Here is a 24,332-nt window from a genome sequence, read left to right as displayed (position 1 = left end):
CAGCCCTGACGCGCGCCTTGCCACCACGCCTTCTGGCGCCAACGCATCTCGCAGATTAAATGTGAACAGGCCCTAGTCTTGTTGTCCGGGCCATCGGCCGGTCTTCCTCAGAGCATTCGCCGGCCCGATATGTTCCTGCTTGGGAGATGCACCCGCCAAATTACAAAGGCATCCGGATGAACGGATGCCTTTGGGTGAAACGGCCGGTGCAAACAGAACCAAGCAGAACTAGTCAGGCTGCGACGGTCCTTCCAGTTCCACCGTCTCGTTGCCGCCCGACCCGCCGCGCTGGCTGAAATAATAGGCCAGCCCACCCACGGCGGCGATGACGCCTCCCATCATCAGCGGCTTGCGCAGCCAGCGACGCGACAGCAGCGAAGCACCTGTCATGAGCAACGGCGTCACCGTTTGCAGATTCAGGTTGCCCAGCCCGCCGCTGCTGATCGACTTGATCGACTGCACCGTCTTGCCGCCGCCAAACAGCGAAGCGGCAAAATGGCCAACGCGGCTCAAGGCCCCCTTGGCCAGCGACTCGGCGCTGAGATTTTCGCGCACCACCTCACGCGACTCCATCACGCCCAGCCGATACAGCGCACCCTGCGCCAGTACCTTGCGCTTGCGCTCCTCATGGGTCATGCCGTGATCCAGGTCTGTCATGCTGTCCTCGTTCTGATGGAAAACTTGCACTTACAACAGTGCATCACGATCCTTGCGCAGCTCGGTCATGGTCTGCGGCAGCGAAAGCTTGCCCTGCTGCAGCACCGAGCGGGCGTACCACACCAGCCCGACCGTCGCCGCAGTGAAAAAGGCGCCCAGCAGGGCCAGGATCTTCCAGCCCCAGGCGTCCCAGGCCAGCATCACGATCAGCACCGACCAGAAGGCGATGGCAAACCACAAGCCCACCGCCGCCAGCACGAAGATGACAGCAAAGCGCAGCAGGTTGGCACCGATTTCGGACATCTCCAGCGATGCCAGCTCGATACGGCTGATGATCAGGCCGAGGAGGTTCTTGGCCAGGCCCAGGAGCCCCGCCGTCAATCCGGGGTGGGCGGCCTGGGCGGTGGAAGCCGCCGGACTTTCCTTGTGGGGCGTCGCCATCGGCGCGGCGCTTACTTGCTACGACCGATGACCAGGCCCACCAGCAGGCCCAGCCCGGCCGAAATGGCCACGGCGCGCCACGGATTTTCGTGGACATAGTCGTCGGTCTTGGCAGCCACTTCCTTGCCCTTCTCGATGGCGGCAGCCTGTGCGCCCTGGGCCGCTTCGGCAGCAGCTTCCAGCAAGGTCAGGCCCTTGGCGCGCAATTCGTCAGCCTTTTCACCGGTGGCAGCAGCGGCCTCGGCGAACAATGCCTGGGCGTCCTTGACCAGGGTCTTCATGTCGTTGCGGACGGTCTTCAGTGCGGGGGATTGAGGCATTTAAATTCTCCTTTTTTGCCGGTTATGGAAAAGACTAGCAAGTCTTCGCATTCCTTTCGCCACTTGCCCCATGTCCAGGCTGAGGCGAGCAGGTTTGCTGCGTTGCGACGAGCTTTTGATTCTACAGAGTCCGCTCCCTGGCGGATAGCGCCTTGCCAGCCTGCTGAACATGCATTGGAGCAGGCTTGCGCCAGCGCAAACTGGTTCGATGATGCGGTGGACGTTAGGTTCCGGCGGATTCTCCCGACACAGGGCGTGTCGAGAGGCCATCAGAACCAGAACCGGCCGACCATCAGAAGCGGGTTTCCCGCGCGGCACGCAGGAAACTGTCAAGGATGGGGGTGCAATCCAGCAGCTCGGCTCCACCGGCGCGGTGGAATTCCGGGTGCCACTGCAGGCCCATCACGAACGGCGCCTTGCGATAGCGGATGGCCTCCACGATCTGGTCCGGGCCCGATACCGCTTCCACCGACAGGTCGCGCCCGAGGTCACGTACCGCCTGGTGGTGAATCGAGTTGACGATGGCATTCTCGGTCTTGACCATCCCTGCCAACGACGAGCCCTGGGGGAAATGCAGCGCGTGATAATTGCTGTCGTACTGGTCATTGACGTGCAGGATGGCAGTCGGCACATCGGTAGCGATGTCCTGATACAGCGTGCCGCCGAAGGCCACGTTGATCAGCTGGCAACCGCGGCAGATCCCCAGCACCGGCTTGCCGGCCTCGATGAACTCGTGCAGCAGCTCCAGTTCGTACATGTCGCGCACCCGGTCACCGCTCCACTCAGGGCGCGTGGCAGCCTGGGCATAGCTCTGCGGCGAGACGTCGGCCCCACCCTGCAAGACCAGCCCATCGAGGTGCTTGGCATAGTCCCGCAGGCGGATATTGCTGGGGTGGACCAGGCCATTGGTATTGACGGTCGGGATCATGAAGACCAGCACATCGCGCGACATGACCCACTGCGCAATCGATTCCTCCAGATATTGCAGGGTCTTGCTGCGCAGGCCCTTGGCACCGCTTTCCGGATGGAAGATACGGGCCGACACGCCGATCTTCAACGTCCGCTGCATGACCCGGCGACCGGCCTTGTCCGACAGCTGGCGCAGGCGCGCCGTGAGGAAACGCCAGGTCTGCGCCCAGGGCGCGTCGCCGGCATGATGGGGCGGCGGGGGCAAGGAGGAATAGGGACTTTGCTGCGGACTTTGCTGCGCCTGTGCCTGGGTCGCTTCCGCTGCAGGCTGGGCACCAGGTCCAGGCTGCACGGAAGCGGCGGCAGCAGCAGGATCGACCGGCGTAGGCACTACGGGCTGGACCACGGGGCTGGCGGCAACGCTCACGGTGGAGCCCGCTACCGGCGGCGTCCCGGCAGGGTACTGGGAGGCGGCCGGCGCCCCGGAGGCGTCGGCGGAGACAGGCTTGGCCGCGGCCGTACCCGGGGTGCGGTCAGGCGGCAGGTTGGCTTCGGAATCTTGGATGTCGGACATGGCTGCAATAAGTGATCTGGATGGATGAACTGCCGCGCGCATCATGGGCCACGCGCCTGGCGACAATCTACGACAGAGGACCCGGGGAGTGGCTGAGTATAAGCGCATTGCCCGGCTTTGGACACCTGTCGCCCGGCAAGGTGGCTGTGCCCGCGGCAGCCGGTGCCGGCAAGCAGTTTCATACAAGCCGCCGCTCCCGCTTTCATGGCACACTCCTTTCCCTCGTACTGGCAGACAACACAAAGGCCGTGCATGTTCCGGCCAATTTCACCGGATCTGCCAGGCCCGGCCAGATCAACCGTCCAGCTCCGCCACCATGTCCAAGGTCCTGATCCTCTACGCCCATCCCGCTGCCGAGCTTTCGCGCACCAACCACCTCATGCTGGAAGCCGCTGCCCGGCTGCCCGAGGTGCGGGTCCACGATCTCTATGAGCATTACCCGGATTTCCACATCGACATCGCGCACGAACAGCAACTGTTGAGCGAGGCCGAACTGATCGTGATGCAGCATCCCATCCACTGGTACAGCATGCCGGCGCTGCAGAAGGAATGGCTGGACCGCGTGCTCACCCGAGGCTGGGCCTTCGGCCACGACGGCCACGCGCTGCAGGGCAAGCGATTCTGGCTGGTGGCCTCCACCGGCGGCGAGACCGCCTCCTACAGCAGTGACGGCCGCCACGGCCACCGCTTCGAGGACTTCCTCCCGCCTTACCAGCAGACCGCCCGCCTGTGCGGCATGCAATGGGTGGAACCGCTGATCCTGCACGGCGCCCACCATATCCCACCGGTGCAATTCCAGCACCACGTAGAACGCTATCTGGAGGGCCTGCAGGCATGATGCGCAGCCCCCTCCCTCCACACCCGACCCCATTTCTGAAAACTGGACGCTCCCATGGATGAACAACTGCTCATCGCCCTGGTTTATCTGCTCGCCGCGGTGGCCGCCGTGCCCATCGCCAAGCGCCTGGGCCTGGGCGCCGTGCTGGGCTACCTGCTGGCCGGCATCGTCATCGGCCCCTGGGGGCTGGGACTGATCACCGAGGTCAAGCACATCCTCGAATTTTCCGAGTTCGGCGTGGTGCTGCTGCTGTTCCTGATCGGCCTGGAACTCGATCCCAAGCGCCTGTGGGCCTTGCGCCGCTCCATCTTCGGCTGGGGCAGCGTGCAGGTCGCCAGTGTCTCGCTGGCCCTCTTCGCAGCGGCCCTGGCAGCCGGCGTGCCCTGGCGCATCGGCCTGATCGCCGCGCTGGGGATGTCGCTCTCTTCCACCGCCATCGCCCTGGCCACGCTGGGCGAGCGCAAGCTCACCGCCACCCCGGCCGGCGCCGCCGGCTTTTCCATCCTGCTGTTCCAGGACATCGCCGCCATCCCGATGATGGCCGCCGTTCCCCTCCTGGGCGTGGCGGCCAGCCAGGGCAGTGGCCAGGGCTGGTTGCATGCTGCCCAGGTGGCCCTGGTGATCGGCCTGCTGATCTTCGGTGGGCGCGTGCTGATCCGCCCCATCCTGCGCATCATCGCCAAGACCGACATGCGCGAAATCTTCACCGCCTTCGCCCTGCTGCTGGTGATCGCCACCTGCCTGCTGATGCAGTCGGTGGGCATGTCGATGGCGCTGGGGACCTTCCTGGCCGGCGTGCTGCTGGCCGATTCCGAATATCGTCATGCGCTCGAAAGCGACCTGGAACCCTTCAAGGGCCTGCTGCTGGGCCTGTTCTTCATCGCCGTGGGCATGTCGGTGGACTTCGGCGTGTTCCTCGCGCAGCCCTGGCGCATCATCGGCATGGTGCTCGGCTTTCTGGCCATCAAGACCAGTGTGATGTGGGTCCTCGGCCGCTGCTTCGGCATTCCCCGCGGACAGCAATTGTTCTTCGCCTTCCTGCTCTCCCAGGGTGGGGAATTCGCCTTCATCGTCTTCGGCGCGGCGGTCACCGCCAAGGTGCTCACGCCCGAGATCTCTTCCATGCTGGTGGTGGTAGTGGCCTTGTCGATGCTGATCACGCCGCTCATGCTCCTGGTGCACGACCGCCTGCTGGTGCGCTGGCTGGAAGGCGGCAAGCGCCGTCCGGAAGACAAGATCGATCCGCAGGACCATCAGGTCATCATCGCCGGCTTCGGTCGCTTCGGCCAGATCGTCGGCCGCCTGCTGGCCGCCAATGGCATCGGCGCCACCGTGCTGGACCATGACCCGGACCAGATCGATTTCCTGCGCAAGTTCGGCTTCAAGGTGTTCTATGGCGATGCCACCCGCATCGACCTGTTGCGTACCGCCGGTGCCGACAAGGCGCGCGTACTGGTGATCGCCATCGACGATGCGCAAGCCGCGCTGGAGATGGTGGACAAGGTCCGCGAAGAATTCCCGCACCTGCAGATCGCGGCCCGCGCCCGCAACGTCACCCATCTCTACGACCTGATGGATCGCGGCGTGACCGTCCTGGAACGCGAGACCTTCGAGAGTGCCCTGCACATGGGCCGGCAGGTGTTGCAGCAGCTGGACTTCGGCGCCTATCGCGCCCGCGAGGCGGCCATGAAATTCCGTGCCCATAATCTCAAGACCCTGGAAGCGCTCTATCCGCACTACAAGAACCAGGCGCAGATGGTATCGATGGCCGCACAGGCAAGAGAGGAACTGCAGGCCATGTTCGCCGGCGACCGCGAGGCGCTGGAGCGCGATCACTCGCACGACCAGTGGCGCCAGGAGCCCCCCGCACCGCCCGCGCCATAAAAAAAGGCCGGACACGCTTGCGCACATCCGGCCAAATCCCTCACTGCTTACTGCTTACCACTTACTACAAGACTACCTACTGCTCACTACTCACAACTACTCACTGCGTACTACTGACTGCTCACCGGTACTACCCACTGCTAAAACGTCAAATCATTTATATCAATTCAGCGCCAGCGGCACGAAGATCTTCTCGTCGCCGCGCTCCACCAGCAGCGCCACATTCTTGCCGGCTTCGGTAGCCAGCTTGCGCAACTGGGGCACGCTCGTGACCGGGGTGCCATTGAGTGCCAGGATCACGTCTCCGCTCTGGATGCCGGCTACGGCCGCAGGTCCGCTGGCGTCTTCCACCAGCAAGCCCTTCTGACCGCCCAGCTGGGCTTGCTCGTCCTTGTCCAGCGGACGCACCGCCAGCCCCAGGCGCCCCTGGTCATCGCTCTTGCCCGGCTTGGCATCGCTCTTGGCCTGCTTCATCTCGCCCACCGTCACATTGAGGGTGCGTACCTTGCCGGCCCGCATCACTTCCATCGGCTTGCTGCTGCCCGGGGCGGCGTCGGCCACCAGCGTGGGCAGATCCACCGAGTGATCGATGGCATGACCATCGAAACTCAGGATCACATCGCCCGGCTGCAGACCCGCCTTGTCGGCCGGACTACCCTTCTCCACCGAGCTGATCAGGGCACCCTCGGACTTCTTCAGACCGAAGGAATCCGACAGTGCCTGGTTCAGGTCCTGCACGGACACCCCGAGGCGGCCGCGTGTCACCTTGCCATGCGTGACCAGCTGCTGCTCCACCTTCATCGCCACATCGATCGGGATCGAGAACGACAGGCCCTGGAAGCCACCGGTCTGGCTGTAGATCTGCGAATTGATGCCGATCACCTGACCATTCAGATCGAACAGCGGGCCACCCGAGTTACCCGGGTTGACCGCGACGTCGGTCTGGATGAAGGGAACATAATTGTCGTCCGGCAGGCTGCGCGACTTGGCGCTGATGATGCCGGCGGTGGCGGTATTGTCGAAGCCGTAGGGCGAGCCGATGGCCAGCACCGGTTGTCCAACCTTGACCCGCGACGGGTCGCCGATCTGCACCGTCGGCAGGTTCTTCGCATCGATGCGGATGACGGCGATATCGCTCTGCTTGTCGATGCCCAGCACCTTGGCCTTGAACTCGCGGCGGTCGGTCAGCTTGACCACCACCTCCTGGGCACCATCGACCACGTGGGCATTAGTCAGGATCAGACCATCAGGCGAAATGATGAAACCCGAACCAAGACCATGCATCACTCGCGGTTGCTGCGGCATCTGCAGCTGCGGCCCGAAACGCTTGAAGAATTCGGAGAATGGGTCATTGGGGTCCACACCGTTGTCGTCATCGTCGGACACCTTGCGTGCCTTGCCGGTCACGCTGATGTTGACCACGGCCGGGCCGTAGCGCTGCACGATGCCCGAGAAATCGGTGGCCGCCGCGACCACCGGTCCGGCCGGGGCAGCGGACGCGGGGCTGGCCGCCACCAGCGGGGCACTGACCGCGGCCGCCTGCGCCGATGGCAGGTCGGCGCCACGAAAATAGACATAGCTGCCGCCGACCACTGCGGCAATCATGACGGCCAAAGTGTTACGAACAAAAACAATGCGACGGCTCATCTTCTTCTCCTTGATCGAACGCGATATCGATGGTCGGGCCGGTTCACCACACTTGTGGGACCCACTTGCCTCAACCGTTGGAGTGAAGATTAAGCAGTGAAAATTAAGGCAGACTTAAGGCAGAAAAAAGAAGCATCCTGCCTCGCAGGTGGCCTGCCTGGCGTCGCCTAGGCAGGCAGCAGGACGAAGTCGACCCTGGCCTGCAAGCCCTTCCCGGTATTGACCAGGGTCACCGGTACGCGGTGCAGGTCGGCGATCTGGCGCACGATGGCCAGTCCCAGGCCGCTACCGAAGGCGGCACGATTGCTGCTGGCATCCTGCGCACCGTGTGGCCGCTGGGCGCGATAGAAACGATCGAAGACACGCGGCAATTCGCTCTCGGCGATACCCGGTCCGCTGTCCTGGATGACGACCGTGCAACGACCGGCAACGGACAGATCGACGCCGACATCGACCACGCCGCCCGCGGGCGTGTAGCGCAAGGCGTTATCCACCAGATTGTTGAAGAGAATGCGCAGGGCATCGGCATTGCCTTGCACCTGCAGCGGCCGGCCATCATCACCTGTATCCGATAGCCCCAGATCGATGCCGCCATGCTCGGCCACCGACGACAGGTCACCTACCACGGTGGCCAGCAGCGCGCGCAGATCGACCATCGCAAAGCCCATGGCATCGGGTTCCTGGCGCGCCAGGGTAAGCAACTGGTGCACCAGGTGGGAGGTCCGCTCCAGGCCGCTCTTGAGGTCCGCGAAAGCAGCCCGGCGCTCCTCCTCATCGCTGGCACGCTCGGCCAGTTGCGCCTGCAGACGCAGGGCGGTCAGCGGCGTGCGCAATTCATGGGCGGCGTCGGCGACGAAGGCGCGCTGGGTTTCGGTGGAATGCTTCAGGCGCGCCAGCAAGTCATTCAAGGCATGCGTGAGCGGCTGGATTTCCTGCGGCATGCCCACGTCCGACAAGGGCTGCAGCGAATTCATGTCGCGCGCGGCCACTTCGGCGGCGGCCTTGCGCACCGGCGCCAGCCCACGACTGACCGCCACCCACGACAACACCCCGATGAGGGGGAACAGCAAGAGCAAAGGCACCACCGTCTTGACCGCCATCTGCGCGGCGATCTCGTCGCGTGCGCTCTGCGGCTGCGCCACCTGCACCACGGTACTGCCGATCTGCGCGCTGTAGACGCGCCACATGCCATTGGGCCCGCGCACATTGGCAAAGCCCAGTTCGGCCTGGCGCGGCATGGCGCCACGGGCATGCGAGTGGTAGATGACGGAGCCACGACTGTCCCAGATCTGCATCATGATCTCGTCCTCCAGCTCAGGGAACTGCTGCCCCGGCGAGATCGGCGAGAAGGCCTGGCGCGGCAGCGAGGCCGCGATCTGGCGCATCTGGTAATCAAAGATCTGGTTGGCCTCGCCACGCGCCTGGAAGTACAGCGCCACACCGGCCAGCACGATGATGGAGAACAGGCCCAGTCCCAGCCACAGCAACAGCTTGTTGCGGATCGATTTCATGCCGGCACCAGGTAACCCACGCCGCGCACGTTCTTGATGAAGTCGCTGCCGACCTTCTTGCGCAGCGCGTGGATATGCACCTCGACGGCATTGCTCTCGATGCTGTCGTCCCAGCCGTAGAGTTTTTCTTCCAGCTGCGCCCGCGACAGCACCACGCCGGGACGATCCATGAAGGCCTGCAGCAGCGTGAATTCACGCGCCGACAGGTTGACCGGCTTGCCGCCCACGGTGACCTCGTGGGTGGCCGGATTCAGTACCACCTCGCGCACCTGCACCAGACTCTCTGCCCGCCCCGCCTGACGACGCGAAAGGGCGCGCATGCGGGCCGACAGTTCTTCCAGGTCGAACGGCTTGATCAGGTAATCGTCGGCCCCGGCATCAAGCCCGGCCACGCGGTCGGCCACCGCGTCACGCGCCGTGGTGATGAGTACCGGGATGCCGTTGCCGCGCTCGCGCAGCGTGCGCAGCACCGCCAGGCCATCCTTTTGCGGCAGGCCCAGATCCAGCAGCATCATGGCGTAATCCTCGGTCCGCAGGGCGACATCGGCCGACTTGCCGTCCTGCACCCAGTCGATGGCAAAACCGTCCTGGCGCAAACCCTTGCGCACGGCTTCGCCCACCATGGGATCGTCTTCCACCAGCAATACGCGCATGTCGCAGGCTCCTTGTCGGATTCAGAGTAGCTTCGCCAGCAGGAACACCACCACCGAGATCAGGATGGTCGAGGCAAAGGGCAGCGAAAAGATGCGGCCGAACAGACGGAAGCGCAAGTCCCCCGGCAAGCGGCCGATGCCCAGCTTCTCCAGCCAGGGCAGCAAGGTCGAGAACACGATGACCGAGAGAAAGATGACGACGATCCAGCGTATCAAGCGCTTCTCCTCAGAGTCGGTGGGTGCGGTCGTGACGCAGCATGCGGGCCGGCCATTCGACGTTCTTGCCGATGGCCAGCACCTTGAACAGCTCGCCCATCTCGGCCGGGGAAATCAGTTTCTGCATGCCGTTGGCCAGCGGCAGGTAACGCAGGCTATCCTCGGGCGACGTGCGCAGCAGCAGCTCGCCGATGCCGGCATTGAGCAGGAAGGCGCCCTGGCTGGTATAGGCCAGCACTTCGACGCCCTCTTCCACCGCGGCCACCGCCATCGCGGTGAAATCGACGTGGGCCGTGATGTCCTGCAGGCCCGGCCAGTAGAACGGATCAGGGTGGGCATGATGGCGGTAGTGACACATCAGCGTCCCCTGGTCACGATCCTGCAGATAGTATTCCGCAGCCGGGAATCCGTAATCCGGCAGGATCGCCAGGCCACCTGCGCCCCGGGCCAGCATGCGGCCCAGCGTATGCATGAAACCGATGGCCACTGGCGCCAGTTCGGTGAGATAACCCTGCGGCAATTCATCCGCATCGGGAATCTGCGCCACCGGCAGATCGGCCACGGCACGGTCCTCGAAGCGCAGGCGCCCCTGGGCATCACATGCCACGCCGCGCTCCAGCCAGCCCTCGGCCGCCTTCACGGCCAGCCGCACCGGCATGGCGTCCAGCACCTCATTGCCCACCACCACACCGGAAAAGCTTTCCGGCAAGGCATCGAGCCATTCCACCACTGACGTGAAAGCGGCCAGCGTTGCCTGTTGCTGTGCGCGCAACTGCGCCGAGATTTCCACGATGAAATATTTTCGCGGCAAGGCCTCCCGCAACTGCAATTCGCTGAGGATGTCCCGCGCCAGCTTGCCGGTACCGGCGCCGAATTCCAGCAGCACGTTGTCCACCTCGGGACTGGCGGCGATCACCTCGGCGGCCAGGTGGGCCAGCGTGGCGCCATACAGGGGCGAGATTTCCGGCGCGGTTGTAAAATCCCCCTCTTTGCCCAGCTTGGCCGAACCACCGCTGTAATAGCCCACCTGGGGCGCATACAGGGCCAGATCCATGTAACGTTCGAAGGAAATCCAGCCACCGGCGGCGGCGATCTCGCCGGCGATCAGTTGCTGGAGGGTGTGCGAGGCCGACTGTGCGTCGGCGCCTGGTTCGGGTAGTTGCAGTTGCATGGGCCGTATTGTATTGGAGTATCGGACTATTGGAGACCTGGAGCATGAGCTCATCCACTTCAGCCGGCGTCGCGCTGGTCACTGGCGCGGCGCGGCGCATCGGCAGGCATATCGCCCTGGCACTGGCGCGGGCCGGCTGGGACGTGGCCGTCCACTACAACCGTTCGCGCGAAGAGGCCGATACCCTGGTGCGCGAGATCGAAGCCCTGGGGCGCCGGTCACTGGCCGTGCATGCCGAGCTGGGCGACCAGGCCCAGGTGAGCAGCCTGCTGGCCCAGGCTGCACCGCTGGGACGCATCCGTTGTGTGGTCAACAACGCCTCGCTGTTCGATTTCGATGACGCCGCCAGCTTCGGCAACGAACGCCTGCTGCGCCACATGAGTGCCAATGTCGGCGCCCCGGTGTTGCTGGCGCAGGCCTTGTACGAGGCCACGGCGGAGGGCGAACAAGCCGTCGTGGTCAACCTGCTGGACCAGAAACTGTACAATCCCAATCCCGACTTCCTGTCCTACACCCTGTCCAAGGCTGCCCTGCACAGCGCCACCACCCTGCTGGCGCAGGCACTGGCGCCCAAGGTCCGGGTGGTGGGCGTGGCGCCCGGCCTGACCATGGTCTCGGGCGACCAGACCGAGCAACAGTTCGACCGGGCGCACACCGTCACGCCCCTGGGCCGTGGCAGCACCCCCGAGGACATCGCCGCTGCCGTCTGCTACGTGGCCTCGGCGCGGGCCGTGACGGGTACCACCCTGCTGGTCGATGGCGGCCAGCATTTGCTTCCCCTTTCGCGCGACGTCATGTTCGTGGCGAAATAACCTTTACATTTCTGATCATGCTCTTCCTGTCCCATCCTTCCCTGCAAGACTGCCGCCGCGTGTTCCTGCGCAACTACGAGGTGTTCATCAACATCGGCGTGCACGAGTTCGAAAAGAAGGGTGAGCAGCGCATCCTGATCAACGTCGATCTCTACGTCCCACTGGCCGATACCACGCCCACCGCCGACCATCTCGACGAAGTGGTCGACTATGACTTCATCCGCTCCACCATCGCCCAGCGCATGGCACGCGGCCACATCCACCTGCAGGAAACCCTGTGCGACGACGTGATGACGGCCATGCTGGCCCACCCCAAGGTGCGGGCGGTCCGCGTCTCCACCGAAAAGCCTGACGTCTATCCGGATTGCGATTCTGTGGGCGTGGAGACATTCCGCATCAAGACCCCGGGCTGATTCTGGCTTTCAGAAACAAAAACAGGCGTCCCCGCCAAGGGACGCCTGTCTGTTTCATGCGGCGCAACACTACATTCCCATATACCTGCCCGCCCGGTGGTTCAAGGCAATCACCAGATTGGCAGTGACCGCACCCAGGATGGATGCCAGCAAGACCCGGGGCGTCACCACCAACAGCGAACACAGCACGATCACCACGTCCACGCCCATCTGCAGCTTGCCGGCACGCAGGCCGTAACGGTCCTGCAGGAACAGCGTAACCACGTTGATTCCACCGAGGCTGGCGCCATGGCGGAACAGCATCACGAATCCCACCCCCATCAACAGGCCACCCAGCACCGCGCTGTAGAACAGGTCCAGCTTGCCGTAGCTGATGAAGTGCGGATGCATCAACGAAAAGCCGGAGACCAGCGCCACCGCGCAGAAGGTCTTGCCGGTGAAGCGCCGGCCCATCCTGCGGAAAGCGAAGTAATAGAACGGGATGTTGATGACGAAGAACACCACTCCAAACGGCAGGCCGGTCAGGTAATGCGTGAGGAAGGCCAGGCCGGCGGTGCTGCCGGTCAACAGGCCCACCTGGCTGTACATGTTTACCGCCAGCGAGACGAAGAGCGTGCCGGCCACCAGCGCCAGCACGTCTTCATAGCTCTTGTGGCGGATGTCGGCCGCAACCAATGCGGCCTTGCCTGCCACTTCAGCCACGCAGCACCTCGGCCATGGTCTCGGCCACGCGTGCAACGTTGCTGTCATTGAGGCCGGCCACGCAGATGCGGCCCGTGCCGACAGCGTAGACGCCGAACTCTTCGCGCAGACGGTCCACCTGGGCGGACGTCAGGCCGGTGTAACCGAACATGCCGTTCTGGCGCAGCAGGAAGGAAAAGTCCTGATCCGGAACCGCGCTCTTGAGTTGCGAGGCCAGCTTGACGCGCATGTCGCGCACCCGTACCCGCATCTCCTCGACTTCGGCGCGCCATTGCGTGGCCAGCTTGTCGTCGCCCAGTACATGCGCCACCAGCAGCGCACCATTGCGCGCCGGGCTGGAGTAGTTGCGACGCACGGTCAGCTTCAGTTGGCCCAGCACATTGGCCGCCTGGCCTGCCTGCGGGCAGAACACCGACAACGCACCGATGCGCTCGCTGTAGAGCGAGAAGATCTTGGAGAAGGAATTGGAGAGGAAGAACGGAATCTGGCGACGCACCGCCTCGCGCACCGGCCAGATGTCTTGGTCCAGACTCTCGGCGAAGCCCTGGTAGGCCAGGTCGAAGAAGGGCAGCAGACCGCGCCTTTCGAGCACATCGACGATCTGTTCCCACTGCGCGCGGGTCGGATCGACGCCGGTCGGATTGTGGCAGCAGGGGTGCAGCAGCACCACCGCGCCCTTGGGCAGGGAATCCAGCTTGGCCAGCATGCCCTCGAAGTTCAGGCCCTTGGTCTGCGCATCGTAGTAGGGGTAACGCTCGGTCTTGAAGCCGGCGCCTTCGAAGATGCCGACGTGGTTGTCCCAGGTCGGGTCCGGCAGCCAGATGGTGGGCTGCGGGAAGAAACGCGCGATCAGGTCGGCGCCCACCTTGAGTGCACCCGATCCGCCCAGGGTCTGCACGATGGCCAGATGTTCCGCCGAGGGCAGATCCGCACCGAAGAGCAGCTTGGCCACCGCCTGGCGATAGGCGGCATGGCCTTCCATGGGCAGATAGACGTAGGGCGCGCCGGCTTCGGCCACCGCCGCGGCAGCGGTGCGCACCGAGGGCAGCACCGGCACCACGCCACGGCCATCGGTATAGATGCCGATGGAAAGGTTGACCTTGTTGCTGCGCTCGTCGCGCTGGAACTGTTCCATCAGGCTCAGGATGGGATCGCCGGCATACGGCGGGAGATGCGAAAACATGAGGACCTCGTCAGATTGAGAAACGCCGATGCCGGTGCAGCCGAGCTTTACCGGCAAAACCGCCATGGTAGCGCGGCGCGGGGAAAATTTCCCGCTTTGCGTTGGCGTGATCGCTGCTTCACAGGACTTTCTTCAGGCACGGGTAGCAGAAGATGCGGCCTGAATGCCACGTTTTGCGCAAGGCGCACTGCCCGAACGCGCCCCGCCCATGGCATGAACCGGCGCTGCATGAGAAAATGCCGGTCCTCCGCCCGTGCCCAGCCATCTTGCCTGTTTGTCAACCGGCAGACTTGGCGTTGGCGCGGCAGCAACAGCCTACCGATTGAAGGAATTCCCCCATGAACGACATTGCGGCCGCAGTGCAACTGTCCGACCTGACCCAGCTGCCCGGGCTGGATGAACCGTCCACGCCGGCTGCCGGCGCGCATGCGGAAGTGACGGCACGCGGCTCGCGCCGCTTCGAGATCCTGGAAAAGGGCATCCGCCGCATGACCGGCCGTGCCATTGCCGACTTCGACATGATCCGCGACGGCGACGTCATCATGGCCTGCATGTCCGGCGGCGCCGACAGCTACACCATGCTGGAGACCCTGCGTTACCTGCAGACGGTGGCACCGGTGAAGTTCGAGATCATCGCCGTGAACCTGGACCAGAAGCAGCCGGGTTTCCCCGAGCACATCCTGCCCGCGTATTTCGAGCGCATCGGCGTGCGCTACCGCATTGTCGAGGAAGACACCTACAGCATCGTCAAGGACAAGATCGCCCCCGGCAAGACCACCTGCTCCCTGTGCTCGCGCCTGCGCCGCGGCATCCTGTACCGCGTGGCCAAGGAACTGGGCGCCACCAAGATCGCCCTGGGCCATCACCGCGACGATATCCTGCATACCTTCATGCTCAACATGTTCTATGGTGGCAAGATCAAGACCATGCCGCCCAAGCTGATCGCCGACGATGGCGAGAACGTGGTGATCCGTCCGCTGGCCTATGTGCGCGAGCCGGATATCAAGAAGTACGCGGCCGCCATGGAATTCCCCATCATCCCCTGCAACCTGTGCGGATCGCAGCCCAACCTGCAGCGCCAGGCCATGCGCGAAATGCTCAATGAGTGGGAAAAGACCAATCCCTTGTGGATCAAGAGCATGTTCACGGCCATGGCCAACATCACGCCATCGCATATGCTGGACCGTAGCCTGTTCGACTTCGGCAGCTTCCAGCCGGTTGCAGGCAAGCAGGCCGCAGGCGACACCCTGTTCGATCGCGACGACCAGCTCGACCAGGGGCAATCGGTGGTCAGTCTGCTCTGATTCCCAGCCCGACTGGCGTCGTTCTCACGCTTGCCACACCCGCTGCAAGACTTAGGATGACGAGACACCGCGTATCACCTGATTGCCCGGAAGCCCGCCTGCAAAGCGGCTTCTGCGGCCAGCGCGGGCGCCAGCCAAACCCAAAAAAGTAAATTTTTGTTGTCATCCGGCTATAGTCGGGGATTGGACGACAAATACCCTCCTCTTCCACGCTTGAAGGCGAAAAACCGCATGTTCTAATCTGACCCATCGTAGTGAGCTGCCGCGAGGGCTCGCTGCCAGGTCAGAATAAAGACAACCATGCAGTCGTGGTTTCGCAGGGAAAACGTGATCCCGACACGGAAAATACCGGGAGGCCGAGCCGCCACCGACGTGCCGGCCGCCGCGTGAAACATCGCACCCACGCCTCTGCACCCGAACGACTCTCCGCCCTACGTGTAAGAGGCTGCCTGATGGCTCATTTTTGGCGCGACAAGCGCGTTTTCATCACCGGTCACACCGGCTTCAAGGGAAGCTGGCTGACTCTTTGGCTGCACCTGATGGGCGCCAAGGTCAGCGGCTATTCGCTGCCGGCGCCGACCAATCCCAGCCTGTTCCACCTGGCGCGGCTGCACAATTGCGTGCAGACCACCACCGGTGACGTGCGCGATCCCAAGCACCTGGCCGAAACGCTGGCGGCGGTGCAGCCGGACATCGTCTTCCACCTGGCCGCCCAGCCGCTGGTACGCGACTCCTACAGCACGCCCCTCGATACCTACGCCACCAACGTGATGGGGACCGCACACCTGCTGGAAGCAGTGCGCCACACTCCGTGCGTGCGCTCGGTGGTGGTGGTCACCAGCGACAAATGCTATGAAAACCGTGAATGGCTGTGGGGCTATCGCGAGGACGACCCGATGGGCGGCCACGACCCCTACAGCAGCAGCAAGGGCGCGGCCGAACTGGTGACCTCGGCCTATCGCCGTTCCTTCTTCGCCAAGGACCCGGAGAACCCGGTCGGCATCGCCAGCGTGCGCGCCGGCAATGTCATCGGCGGCGGCGACTTCGCAGCCGACCGGCTGGTGCCCGATTTCGTCCGTGCATTGGAAAGAAACGAGGCCGTGAGCATCCGCAACCCGCATGCGGTACGCCCCTGGCAGTTCGTGCTGGAGCCACTGTCGGGCTATCTGCAGATCGCCCAGTTGCTCTATGAGCACGGCGGCAAGTATGGCGAGGCCTGGAACTTCGGCCCGGCCGACACCGATATGCAGACCGTCAGCCAGCTCTGCGCCACCTTCAATCATTCCTTGCAGAAGAATGACGTGATGCCGGTGGAGGTAAGACTGGAGCCGCAACCGCAGGGCCCGCATGAGGCCGGCACGCTGCGGCTGGACATTTCCAAGGCCCGTCAGCGCCTGGACTGGATTCCCAAGATGGAGCTCTACACCGCGCTGGAGCTGACTGCGCAATGGTATGCCGGCTACCTCAACAACGAGGATCTGCGCAGCCTGAGCGAGAATCAGATCGCCTTCTACCAGAGTCTGACATAATCTCCGGGTTACGCACCCGGAGAACTGTCAGCTCATGAACATCCTCGTCACCGGCGGCGCCGGTTATATCGGCTCGCACACCTGCGTGGAACTGCTCAATGCAGGCCACGAAGTCATCGTCTTCGACAACTTCTGCAACAGCAGCCCGGAATCGGTCAAGCGGGTACAGCAGATCAGCGGCAGGCAGGTCTCCCTGGTCAAGGGCGACATCCGCAATCGCGACCAGCTCGAGAGCGTGCTGCGCGAATTCAAGTGCGATGCGGTCATCCACTTCGCTGGCCTGAAGGCGGTGGGCGAATCGGTGGAAAAGCCGCTGATGTACTACGACAACAACGTGGTCGGGACAGTGCGCCTGCTGGAAGCGATGGAAGCGACCGGCGTGAAGACCATCGTCTTCTCCTCCTCGGCCACGGTCTACGGTGACCCGCAATACCTGCCGCTGGATGAAGCCCATCCGCTGTCGGCCAGCAACCCCTACGGCCGCAGCAAGATCGTCATCGAGGATATGCTGCGCGACTGTTACCGCGCCCATCCCGACTGGAAGATCGCGCTGCTGCGCTATTTCAATCCGGTTGGCGCACACGAGAGTGGCCTGATCGGTGAAGACCCCAACGGCATTCCCAACAACCTGATGCCCTTCGTGGCGCAGGTCGCCATCGGCCGCCGCGAGAAACTCAATATCTGGGGTGGCGACTATGCCACACCCGATGGCACGGGCGTGCGCGACTTCATCCACGTCGTGGACCTGGCCCATGGCCACGTCGCTGCCCTGCAGGCACTGACCACGCCGCAATGCTTCTCGGTCAACCTCGGCACCGGCATCGGCTACAGCGTGCTGGACGTGGTCAAGGCCTACGAAAAAGCCTGCGGCAAGACCTTGCCCTATACCATCGCCGACCGCCGTCCTGGCGACATCGCCTCCTGCTACGCCGATCCGGCCCAGGCCAGGGAAAAGCTCGGCTGGGAGGCCCGCCTCGGTCTGGACGCCATGTGCGCGGATTCGTGGCGCTGGCAGCAGAAGAATCCCAACGGCTTCAAGGACAGCGCCACCTGACTCCGGTCAAAGGCGATTCAGCTGCCTTGCCGCAGGGACTGGACCGTGTCCACGATGGCCTGGCGCAAGCCGCGCACTGGCGGCGCGCCCAGTGCCTGGGCCTTGGAGATATCGGGAATGTAGCGGTTGCGGCCCGGATTGTCGGCAACGGCCTTGGCCATGATGCGTACCGGCTTGTCCGGTGCAACCAGCTCTCGCACCAATCCGGCCAACTCGGCCACCGTCACCGCCTCGGACGAACCCACGTTGTAGGCCTCGCCGGCCTTGCCTTCGCGCAGCAAGAACGTCAGCCACTGCGCAAGGTCGGCCTGGTGCATGTAGGAACGCACCGGGCTGCCATCCCCACCGACCACAATTTCCTGCCCGTACAAGGCATCTCGGATGAAGTTGCCGATGGCGAAATGCGCGTTCAACGGCAGATCTTCGCCGACAAAGGCGAAGCAGCGTGCCACTACCGCCTCGAACCCGTATTGCGCCGCATACAGCGCGCACAGGTGCTCCGCCTGCCGCTTGGCGAGGCTATAGACATTACCGGGATTGAGCGGGTCGGGCATGCTGTGCAGATGTTCCGGCATCGCCACCATGTCGGCAGGCTGCGGCCCATAGGCACCACCTGAACTGGTCAGCAGGAAGCGCGAGGCGCCGGTGGTTGCCGCCAGCTCCAGCATATGGCGCGTGCCCGCTGCAATCTGGTCGTACCGTTCCAGCGGCGTCAGCCTCGCTGCATCGGTGGAATCAGCCGCAGCATGCAGGATGTGACTAAAACGGTCGGTGTACGGCAAGGTCTGCGGCGACAGGATGTCGCCCTCGTGAAAGCGCAGCCAGGACAAGCCATCGAATTCCGGATGCCGGTCGAGAAAGCGCCGCGGCGCGCGACTGAGCACGACGATCTGGGTGAAGTCCGGCGTGCCGCTCTCCAGTGCCCTGCCAAGGAAATGTCGCAGCAGTGCCTTGCCGAAAAAACCCGTCCCGCCAGATATCAGCAATTTCATTGATTCTCCTTTCATGTTGCGCCCGCCCGCATGATCGTCGCGGATATCAGAACACCAGCACCTTCTGTGCCCCAGCTTCGGCCAGCATTCGTCCTATCGTCTCGCCCCCCCACGATACGGTCACCACAATGGGCAGTCCGGCATGCTCGCGCAGCGCGGCATCACGGTCCATGAAACGGTATTGCCCGCCATAGGCCGATTGCGACAGCGCTTCCCAACGCGCGTCGATCACGGCACGCACCCGGCAGGCAGACAGCGGCCCGCCGGCCGCACGCGAGCGGAAGAAATTATCGCCAAAACCATAGACCACGATCTCCTGCCCGGGAACAAACTGCGCCGCCATCCTGCCTGCGCGGTCGCGCTCTTGCGCAAGATAGGAGGCCAGCGCCTGCGGCAGGCCATGCCGCGCCTCCAGACCAGCCGCGCTGTCGCCCCCTGCTGCGCCGATGACATAGCAGGCGGGGAAGGGATTGCCATCCTTGTAGGTGAAATCCTGGCGACCAGCCTGGCGGATTCCCAGACCCCAGCTTCGTACCACATCCGACAAGGATGCAAGGGAGAAATGATTCACGTGCAGGCGATCGAAGTAATAGCAGAACTCCCGGCGCGGCGCGGACGCGTAGTGCGCCGCATCCGGTACCTCGATGTAGATCTTGCCGCCCGGCGCAAGCTTGCCGACGATGGCGGAAAAATCCTTGAGATCGACGATGTGTTCCAGCACGTGCGACAGGATGATCACGTCAAACTGTTGATCGATTTCCTGCCACGAACGATTGAAGCGGATGCGCGGATGCGCGCCACGCCCACCCGGCGCGTCCTCCTTGACGTTGGGATCGCTGCCGGCATAGCGATGCTGCGGAAAACGCGCCACCAGGGTGCGCAACAGGCCCGCTTCGCCACATCCCACGTCGAGGACATCCAGCGCCTCCGGACCGCCGAGGATGGCGGCCAGGGTATCGGCCTGCGTGACATAGCGCCTGGCGTCCAGCTCGGAAATCTCCGCGTGGACCGACATCTGGTCATTGGTATTGGCGGCGTAATAGCGGTCATAGGCTTGCGCATCGACCGGTGCCACGTAGGCGAAATCGCAGGCTGCACAGACGGATACCGTAATGTCGGAGGGCAGCCCTGCACGCTGCGACAATGAGAGCGACAGCAAGGGTTGCGCGGGCAGGGTGCCGCAAAGAGGACAGGCACACAGGGGTGGGCGTGTCCAATGGCGGGTATCGGAATCGGGATGGTCCATGAGGCGTCAAGTCCAGGTCGGAAAACAAGGCGGAAGCGCAGTGCCCGGCACCGCGCTGCGCATCATCAATAGAAATAGAACGACGAGTCGTCCATCAGATCGGAGTAGTGACGCAGTCCCACCTTGTAGTCCGGACGAATCCGCTTGACCTCGTCAAGCAGTTTCCAGAGGTCGGACGCCCGGTGATAGGCACACACGCATAGCTTGGGCCGCTGCGCCCGGATGGTGTCGGCCGCGCCCTTGAGCGCTTCTTCCTCGGCACCTTCGATATCAAGCTTGAACAGCGTCACCGGCCCGGTGATGATGTCGTCCAGGCGTATGGTCTGGATGTAGGAGACGATGTCATTGGGGATGGGACTATCGATCTCCTGCAGCAGGTCGAACGACATCGCGGGACGATAGGTAAATTTCTGGTACGACGACGACAGGCCGAGATTGTAGAAAAACACCTCGGGCCGGTCGGCATGTCGTTTCAGGCCATCGTAATACGCCGGCAACTCCGGTTCGAACAGGTAGGCATGGGTCACTTTGCCCAGGCGCTGTTCCATGCGCTCCAGGCTGTCGCCGTTGAAGGCGCCGGCATCGACGTAGTAGGCCATGTCGGCTGGCTGGACAAAATCCGCATCGAGGTATTCATCGGCGAAAGGCGACTTGATGGCATCAGCCACCTGGGTGGCCAACGTACGGCGCATCCGGATCAGACCGTCGAAGACCTGGCGCGAACGCTCGTCGTCCAGTGCCAGGAAGGCCGAGATGAAACGCATGGCGTCGGTGTCGAGTACGTCGACGAAGGAGCGGAAATCGCTCTCCGCATTATGCGAGGTACGCAGTGCGAACATCAGTTCGTGCATGTTCTTCACATGCTTCCAGCCCAGCCCGTGCAACTGCGCCATGATGACGTTGCTGTAGCGACCGCTGGCCACGACCACGGACTCGTTCTCGCCATCAATCTGCCCGGGACCACCGATGAGGATGCCGTCGATGCGCTTGCCATGCTTATCGCTACTGTTATCTATGAAGCCCTTCACCTCGATCCCGCGTTCCACGCAGAAACGCGCAACCTTCGCCCCCAGCTTGTGGGCACCGAAGATGTACAAACCACGGTCCACACTGAATGCCCCTGCCAGTGCCGCCTCCAGCGTGGCGCTGGCGGCCGGGCGGTTGGCATCGGCCAGGGCCAGGATCTCGGGATAGCGATGCAACTGTCTGAGCAGCTCGAACTTCTCCCGCGCCGCCAGCACCACATGCTCGCCACACTCCGAGAGGCGTTGGTCGCCAAGGCGGAACGGCAGCACGATCGCGCCGCCATCGGGCCGGGCGATGCTCAGGAAGTAATCCGTGTCGGCCTGCAGATCGGTGGCGTTCATGCCGGCTGCGTCAATTCCCTTGAACATTCTTTCCTCGCGATGAAATGGAGGGCGCCGGGTGACGACGCCGCAATGCCTGATGCCTAGGCCGACGGTACGTTGAAATAGCGCTCGGCCAGACTCTCGCGTCCCCGTGGACGGATGACGAGTCCCGTCGGCCCGTTGTAGACCACGCTGTCCGCCGGAATCTCACGATCGAACACCAGCGTATTGGCACCGATGGAAGAGCGCGCACCGATGGGCTTGTTACCGATGATCTGCGCGCCAGCGGTCAATGCCACACATTCACCGATCTTCAACTCCGGATCGGTATTGACGGTCACGTTCTGCAGTATCACCAGGAAATTGGAATACTGCGCATGGCCGAGCACGCTGCCCACCGGATGGTTGAGGAAGAAGATCTCGGGCAGCGCCAGCTTGTAGGAGCAGAACACGCCGTTGAGCGCCTGGTTCAGCAGCATCAGCTTGTCGCACAAGGCTTGATTCTGCGACCGCTTCCAGAGGCTGTTGCCCATGAAATACAGCAAATGGCAGTACTGGCCCGAATGCAGGTGCGACAACTGCACCTTGCCATCGACCACGAAGCCGCGGATCGAGACGAACTTCAGGCAATACTCCAGCCGCTGCAAGGCCTCATCGAAGGCGGCATCGACATCCGCGCCGGCAAACGCGTAACGGTCAGGGAAAAAACGGTCGAGCTGCTGGCCCATGTAGGCCTTGAACTCCTCTACCGGCATGGACAGATCCATCATCGCGCAGGGCCCTCCCCGGCAACGGCCGGCCGTGGCCGTGGCAGTGGCAGTTCGTATTGGGCGCGCGCGAGATCTTCCGGCACTCCCATGTCGATGAAATAGGCATCGGTCTGCATGCCGTAGATGGCTGCCGTATCGAGCTTGCCGGCCAGCACATCGAGCTCGAAGCTGAAGGCGGCATCGGTGCTGTCAGCGAACACGCGGGCATGGACGTGATAGACGCCGGAGTTGATCAGACCCGCCTGACCCACACCCTTTTCCCGAAAACCCAGCACGCGTGCAGCCTGGTCAATCTCGACGCGCCCGAAGCGAGAGGTATCGGCCATGTACTTGAGCGCCATGGCAACATCGGCCGCCTTGTCACGGGCGAAAGCAGCCAATGCACCGGCATCCAGGTCGAGCAGGGTGTCGCCGTTGACGACGATGGCTTCTTCAATCTCGTGCGAGCGCATGGCATGACGGATCGCGCCGCCGGTTCCCAACGGCTGCGGCTCCACCGAATAGGCCACGGGGACACCACGCCACTGGCTGCCATAGAGCGCCCTGATCTTTTCCCACTGGAAGCTGACGGCCAGCACCAGCTCACTGGCACCACCCTCCACCAGCCGGTCCAGCACGTAGGACAGGAAGGGACGGCCGGCCACGGGAATCAAGGGCTTGGGCGTCTCCCTGGTGAGCTCGCCCAGGCGGGTTCCCAGTCCACCGCACAGGACGATGGCCTTCATACAGGCTCCGGCCGGAAGATCCGTTGTTCGATGTGCGCGCACAGGGCATGTTCGATGACCAGGTGACATTCCTGGATACGCGGCGTGGAAGCCGACGGCACGCACAGGCAATGATCGGACAGGGCCTTGAGCTTGCCACCCGATTGTCCGGTGAGGCCGACGACCTTGATGTCCTTCTGGCGGCAGGCCTCGATGGCGTGCAGGATGTTTTCCGAATTGCCACTGGTGGAAATGGCGATGAACAGGTCGCCTGCACACCCATTGGCCAGCACCTGGCGGGCGAACACCTCCTTGTAGCCATAGTCATTGCCGATGGCCGTGAGGATGGAGGAATCGGTGGTCAGCGCGATGGCCGATAGAGGCGGCCGGTCGAAATAGAATCGGCTGACAAGTTCGCCGGCAAAATGCTGGGCATCGGCGGCACTGCCGCCATTGCCGGCGATCAGTATCTTGTTGCCGCGTTGATAGGTCTGCACGCACAGCTCGCCGATGGCCTGCAACTCGGCATTGAGGGCGGCATCCCCCAGGAAGGCCTGGAAGACCTGCAGCGATTCCTGCATGTGCAGGGACAGTCCATTGGATGAGTTACCAGACACTTCTGCCTCCATCGACGACCAGGTTGGTTCCATTCAGATAGCTGGATGCATCCGAGCAGAGGAAGGCAATCGCGCCACGATATTCGTCAGGACGGGCCATGCGCCCCATGGGAATGAGCTTGACCAGCTTGCTGACGAACACATCGTTCTGCCCGGCGTACACACCGCCCGGTGAAAGCGAATTGCAGCGCACGCCCTGCTCGCACCAATAGGTGGCCAGGTACTTGGTCAACCCGATCAGGCCGTGCTTGACCACCGAGTAGGTCACCGGCTTGACCGGCTGCAGATGCGGCGCGCGGCCCTCGACCTGGTACAGCCGCTGATCCGGCGCGATGACCCCGAGGTCGGAGGCGATATTGACGATCACCCCGCCACCGGCCTGCGCCATGTGCGCACCGAATACCTTGGAACAGTTGAAAGCGCCGCCCAGACCGACATCGATATCGAGCTGCCATTGATCGGAAGGGAAATTTTCCAGACGCGAGAAATTCATCCCGTCCGCATCTTCCACCTTGGGATTGCGGGCAGCGTTGTTGATCAGGATAGCGATTGCGCCGTGCTGCTGGAGGATGGCCTCACGCGCGGCCTGTACCTGGTCCAGCCGGGTGATGTCGGTCTGCAGGACCAGCACATCGATGGCGAACTCGTCGCGCAGCGCGCGGGCGTTTCTTTCCAGGCCGGCGGGGTCGATATCGAGCAATACCGGCTGCCCTCCCAGGCTGGCAATAGTCGCTGCGTGCTGGTAACCCAGCATGCCACCACCGCCGGTGATGACAGCGACTTTGCCTTGCAGGTCGAACAGGTCTTTGCTGGAAACGGAATTGGACATAGCCTTG

General features: G+C 63.3%; 25 protein-coding genes. 7 read left to right on the top strand and 18 right to left on the bottom strand.

Annotation, left to right across the window (positions count from 1 at the left end; translation table 11 throughout):
- Positions 1 to 228 precede the first annotated feature (228 nt).
- From HWE04_RS21740 to HWE04_RS21725, 4 genes are all read right to left on the bottom strand, one after another.
- Positions 229 to 657, bottom strand: coding sequence for a hypothetical protein (locus HWE04_RS21740; RefSeq protein ID WP_077236254.1), 429 nt, complete (start codon positions 655 to 657; stop codon positions 229 to 231).
- Between the two features lie 30 nt (positions 658 to 687).
- Positions 688 to 1,098, bottom strand: a complete 411-nt coding sequence (locus tag HWE04_RS21735; protein ID WP_006461320.1) for a phage holin family protein — start codon at positions 1,096 to 1,098, stop codon at positions 688 to 690.
- Positions 1,099 to 1,109: 11 nt separating this feature from the next.
- Positions 1,110 to 1,418 (bottom strand): DUF883 family protein, encoded by a 309-nt coding sequence (locus HWE04_RS21730; protein WP_077236255.1) that lies wholly within the window; start codon positions 1,416 to 1,418, stop codon positions 1,110 to 1,112.
- Positions 1,419 to 1,710: 292 nt separating this feature from the next.
- The gene (locus HWE04_RS21725) at positions 1,711 to 2,901 is read right to left on the bottom strand and encodes a gamma-glutamyl-gamma-aminobutyrate hydrolase family protein (protein WP_241813690.1); all 1,191 of its coding nucleotides are present in this window, start codon (positions 2,899 to 2,901) and stop codon (positions 1,711 to 1,713) included.
- Between the two features lie 316 nt (positions 2,902 to 3,217).
- On the opposite strand from HWE04_RS21725, the gene kefF reads away from it, so the two are divergent.
- Complete coding sequence (gene kefF, locus HWE04_RS21720) at positions 3,218 to 3,739, top strand: glutathione-regulated potassium-efflux system oxidoreductase KefF (protein WP_241813689.1); 522 nt, start codon at positions 3,218 to 3,220, stop codon at positions 3,737 to 3,739.
- A gap of 54 nt (positions 3,740 to 3,793) precedes the next feature.
- Complete coding sequence (gene kefC / locus HWE04_RS21715; protein WP_241813688.1) at positions 3,794 to 5,623, top strand: glutathione-regulated potassium-efflux system protein KefC; 1,830 nt, start codon at positions 3,794 to 3,796, stop codon at positions 5,621 to 5,623.
- A 162-nt stretch (positions 5,624 to 5,785) separates the two neighbouring features.
- On the opposite strand, the gene HWE04_RS21710 is transcribed toward kefC, so the two are convergent.
- From HWE04_RS21710 to HWE04_RS21690, 5 genes are all read right to left on the bottom strand, one after another.
- Complete coding sequence (locus HWE04_RS21710) at positions 5,786 to 7,270, bottom strand: DegQ family serine endoprotease (RefSeq protein WP_241813687.1); 1,485 nt, start codon at positions 7,268 to 7,270, stop codon at positions 5,786 to 5,788.
- A 167-nt stretch (positions 7,271 to 7,437) separates the two neighbouring features.
- Positions 7,438 to 8,781, bottom strand: coding sequence for an ATP-binding protein (locus HWE04_RS21705; protein ID WP_077236260.1), 1,344 nt, complete (start codon positions 8,779 to 8,781; stop codon positions 7,438 to 7,440).
- Complete coding sequence (locus tag HWE04_RS21700; RefSeq protein ID WP_241813686.1) at positions 8,778 to 9,434, bottom strand: response regulator; 657 nt, start codon at positions 9,432 to 9,434, stop codon at positions 8,778 to 8,780. The genes HWE04_RS21705 and HWE04_RS21700 overlap by 4 nt, the downstream gene beginning before the upstream one ends.
- A gap of 21 nt (positions 9,435 to 9,455) precedes the next feature.
- Entirely contained in the window at positions 9,456 to 9,650 is a 195-nt protein-coding gene (locus HWE04_RS21695; RefSeq protein WP_006461312.1) for a DUF2905 domain-containing protein, read from the bottom strand.
- A 10-nt stretch (positions 9,651 to 9,660) separates the two neighbouring features.
- A complete protein-coding gene (locus tag HWE04_RS21690) occupies positions 9,661 to 10,821 on the bottom strand; it encodes a class I SAM-dependent methyltransferase (RefSeq protein ID WP_241813685.1) in 1,161 nt (386 codons plus the stop codon).
- 44 nt (positions 10,822 to 10,865) lie between these two features.
- On the opposite strand from HWE04_RS21690, the gene HWE04_RS21685 reads away from it, so the two are divergent.
- Together HWE04_RS21685 and HWE04_RS21680 are read left to right on the top strand one after the other, a co-directional pair.
- A complete protein-coding gene (locus HWE04_RS21685) occupies positions 10,866 to 11,633 on the top strand; it encodes an SDR family oxidoreductase (protein WP_006461310.1) in 768 nt (255 codons plus the stop codon).
- 17 nt (positions 11,634 to 11,650) lie between these two features.
- Positions 11,651 to 12,046, top strand: coding sequence for a dihydroneopterin aldolase (locus HWE04_RS21680; protein WP_241813684.1), 396 nt, complete (start codon positions 11,651 to 11,653; stop codon positions 12,044 to 12,046).
- Between the two features lie 69 nt (positions 12,047 to 12,115).
- Here HWE04_RS21680 and HWE04_RS21675 read toward each other — a convergent pair whose 3' ends face one another.
- Together HWE04_RS21675 and HWE04_RS21670 are read right to left on the bottom strand one after the other, a co-directional pair.
- Positions 12,116 to 12,748, bottom strand: a complete 633-nt coding sequence (locus HWE04_RS21675; RefSeq protein ID WP_077236265.1) for a YitT family protein — start codon at positions 12,746 to 12,748, stop codon at positions 12,116 to 12,118.
- Positions 12,741 to 13,931: an amino acid aminotransferase gene (locus tag HWE04_RS21670; protein WP_241813683.1), complete on the bottom strand. Its 1,191-nt coding sequence runs from the start codon at positions 13,929 to 13,931 to the stop codon at positions 12,741 to 12,743. The genes HWE04_RS21675 and HWE04_RS21670 overlap by 8 nt, the downstream gene beginning before the upstream one ends.
- Positions 13,932 to 14,269: 338 nt before the next feature.
- Between HWE04_RS21670 and ttcA the strand changes: the two genes are divergently transcribed.
- The 3 genes from ttcA to galE all read left to right on the top strand — a co-directional run bounded on the left by ttcA (position 14,270) and on the right by galE (position 17,818).
- Entirely contained in the window at positions 14,270 to 15,235 is a 966-nt protein-coding gene (ttcA, locus tag HWE04_RS21665; RefSeq protein ID WP_411909966.1) for a tRNA 2-thiocytidine(32) synthetase TtcA, read from the top strand.
- A 452-nt stretch (positions 15,236 to 15,687) separates the two neighbouring features.
- On the top strand, positions 15,688 to 16,764 hold the full coding sequence (rfbG, locus tag HWE04_RS21660; RefSeq protein WP_174616835.1) for a CDP-glucose 4,6-dehydratase: 1,077 nt from the start codon (positions 15,688 to 15,690) through the stop codon (positions 16,762 to 16,764).
- Between the two features lie 34 nt (positions 16,765 to 16,798).
- Entirely contained in the window at positions 16,799 to 17,818 is a 1,020-nt protein-coding gene (gene galE, locus HWE04_RS21655) for a UDP-glucose 4-epimerase GalE (RefSeq protein ID WP_241813682.1), read from the top strand.
- A gap of 17 nt (positions 17,819 to 17,835) precedes the next feature.
- Here galE and HWE04_RS21650 read toward each other — a convergent pair whose 3' ends face one another.
- The 7 genes from HWE04_RS21650 to HWE04_RS21620 form a co-directional block, all read right to left on the bottom strand.
- Entirely contained in the window at positions 17,836 to 18,810 is a 975-nt protein-coding gene (locus tag HWE04_RS21650) for an NAD-dependent epimerase/dehydratase family protein (protein WP_241813681.1), read from the bottom strand.
- Between the two features lie 46 nt (positions 18,811 to 18,856).
- Positions 18,857 to 20,056, bottom strand: coding sequence for a class I SAM-dependent methyltransferase (locus HWE04_RS21645; RefSeq protein ID WP_241813680.1), 1,200 nt, complete (start codon positions 20,054 to 20,056; stop codon positions 18,857 to 18,859).
- A gap of 65 nt (positions 20,057 to 20,121) precedes the next feature.
- Positions 20,122 to 21,423: an FkbM family methyltransferase gene (locus HWE04_RS21640; RefSeq protein ID WP_241813679.1), complete on the bottom strand. Its 1,302-nt coding sequence runs from the start codon at positions 21,421 to 21,423 to the stop codon at positions 20,122 to 20,124.
- Positions 21,424 to 21,506: 83 nt separating this feature from the next.
- Complete coding sequence (locus tag HWE04_RS21635; RefSeq protein ID WP_006461298.1) at positions 21,507 to 22,175, bottom strand: hypothetical protein; 669 nt, start codon at positions 22,173 to 22,175, stop codon at positions 21,507 to 21,509.
- Complete coding sequence (locus HWE04_RS21630; RefSeq protein WP_241813678.1) at positions 22,172 to 22,900, bottom strand: nucleotidyltransferase family protein; 729 nt, start codon at positions 22,898 to 22,900, stop codon at positions 22,172 to 22,174. The genes HWE04_RS21635 and HWE04_RS21630 overlap by 4 nt, the downstream gene beginning before the upstream one ends.
- A complete protein-coding gene (locus HWE04_RS21625) occupies positions 22,897 to 23,460 on the bottom strand; it encodes a D-sedoheptulose-7-phosphate isomerase (protein WP_006461296.1) in 564 nt (187 codons plus the stop codon). Before HWE04_RS21625 ends, HWE04_RS21630 begins: the two co-directional genes overlap by 4 nt.
- Before the next feature lie 25 nt (positions 23,461 to 23,485).
- A complete protein-coding gene (locus HWE04_RS21620) occupies positions 23,486 to 24,325 on the bottom strand; it encodes an SDR family oxidoreductase (protein WP_006461295.1) in 840 nt (279 codons plus the stop codon).
- Positions 24,326 to 24,332: the final 7 nt, after the last annotated feature.

Origin of the sequence: Herbaspirillum sp. C7C2 (assembly GCF_022627865.1) — a bacterium.
GTDB lineage: Bacteria > Pseudomonadota > Gammaproteobacteria > Burkholderiales > Burkholderiaceae_D > Herbaspirillum > Herbaspirillum frisingense.
This window is presented reverse-complemented; position numbering and strand designations above follow the sequence as displayed.

What these genes read in the sequence shown, in the direction of transcription:
- HWE04_RS21740 (WP_077236254.1), bottom strand. Translation starts at nt 657, where the DNA reads ATGACAGACCTGGATCACGGCATGACCCATGAGGAGCGCAAGCGCAAG.
- HWE04_RS21735 (WP_006461320.1), bottom strand. Translation starts at nt 1,098, where the DNA reads ATGGCGACGCCCCACAAGGAAAGTCCGGCGGCTTCCACCGCCCAGGCC.
- HWE04_RS21730 (WP_077236255.1), bottom strand. Translation starts at nt 1,418, where the DNA reads ATGCCTCAATCCCCCGCACTGAAGACCGTCCGCAACGACATGAAGACC.
- HWE04_RS21725 (WP_241813690.1), bottom strand. Translation starts at nt 2,901, where the DNA reads ATGTCCGACATCCAAGATTCCGAAGCCAACCTGCCGCCTGACCGCACC.
- kefF (WP_241813689.1), top strand. Translation starts at nt 3,218, where the DNA reads ATGTCCAAGGTCCTGATCCTCTACGCCCATCCCGCTGCCGAGCTTTCG.
- kefC (WP_241813688.1), top strand. Translation starts at nt 3,794, where the DNA reads ATGGATGAACAACTGCTCATCGCCCTGGTTTATCTGCTCGCCGCGGTG.
- HWE04_RS21710 (WP_241813687.1), bottom strand. Translation starts at nt 7,270, where the DNA reads ATGAGCCGTCGCATTGTTTTTGTTCGTAACACTTTGGCCGTCATGATT.
- HWE04_RS21705 (WP_077236260.1), bottom strand. Translation starts at nt 8,781, where the DNA reads ATGAAATCGATCCGCAACAAGCTGTTGCTGTGGCTGGGACTGGGCCTG.
- HWE04_RS21700 (WP_241813686.1), bottom strand. Translation starts at nt 9,434, where the DNA reads ATGCGCGTATTGCTGGTGGAAGACGATCCCATGGTGGGCGAAGCCGTG.
- HWE04_RS21690 (WP_241813685.1), bottom strand. Translation starts at nt 10,821, where the DNA reads ATGCAACTGCAACTACCCGAACCAGGCGCCGACGCACAGTCGGCCTCG.
- HWE04_RS21685 (WP_006461310.1), top strand. Translation starts at nt 10,866, where the DNA reads ATGAGCTCATCCACTTCAGCCGGCGTCGCGCTGGTCACTGGCGCGGCG.
- HWE04_RS21680 (WP_241813684.1), top strand. Translation starts at nt 11,651, where the DNA reads ATGCTCTTCCTGTCCCATCCTTCCCTGCAAGACTGCCGCCGCGTGTTC.
- HWE04_RS21670 (WP_241813683.1), bottom strand. Translation starts at nt 13,931, where the DNA reads ATGTTTTCGCATCTCCCGCCGTATGCCGGCGATCCCATCCTGAGCCTG.
- ttcA (WP_411909966.1), top strand. Translation starts at nt 14,270, where the DNA reads ATGAACGACATTGCGGCCGCAGTGCAACTGTCCGACCTGACCCAGCTG.
- rfbG (WP_174616835.1), top strand. Translation starts at nt 15,688, where the DNA reads ATGGCTCATTTTTGGCGCGACAAGCGCGTTTTCATCACCGGTCACACC.
- galE (WP_241813682.1), top strand. Translation starts at nt 16,799, where the DNA reads ATGAACATCCTCGTCACCGGCGGCGCCGGTTATATCGGCTCGCACACC.
- HWE04_RS21650 (WP_241813681.1), bottom strand. Translation starts at nt 18,810, where the DNA reads ATGAAATTGCTGATATCTGGCGGGACGGGTTTTTTCGGCAAGGCACTG.
- HWE04_RS21645 (WP_241813680.1), bottom strand. Translation starts at nt 20,056, where the DNA reads ATGGACCATCCCGATTCCGATACCCGCCATTGGACACGCCCACCCCTG.
- HWE04_RS21640 (WP_241813679.1), bottom strand. Translation starts at nt 21,423, where the DNA reads ATGAACGCCACCGATCTGCAGGCCGACACGGATTACTTCCTGAGCATC.
- HWE04_RS21635 (WP_006461298.1), bottom strand. Translation starts at nt 22,175, where the DNA reads ATGATGGATCTGTCCATGCCGGTAGAGGAGTTCAAGGCCTACATGGGC.
- HWE04_RS21630 (WP_241813678.1), bottom strand. Translation starts at nt 22,900, where the DNA reads ATGAAGGCCATCGTCCTGTGCGGTGGACTGGGAACCCGCCTGGGCGAG.
- HWE04_RS21625 (WP_006461296.1), bottom strand. Translation starts at nt 23,460, where the DNA reads ATGCAGGAATCGCTGCAGGTCTTCCAGGCCTTCCTGGGGGATGCCGCC.
- HWE04_RS21620 (WP_006461295.1), bottom strand. Translation starts at nt 24,325, where the DNA reads ATGTCCAATTCCGTTTCCAGCAAAGACCTGTTCGACCTGCAAGGCAAA.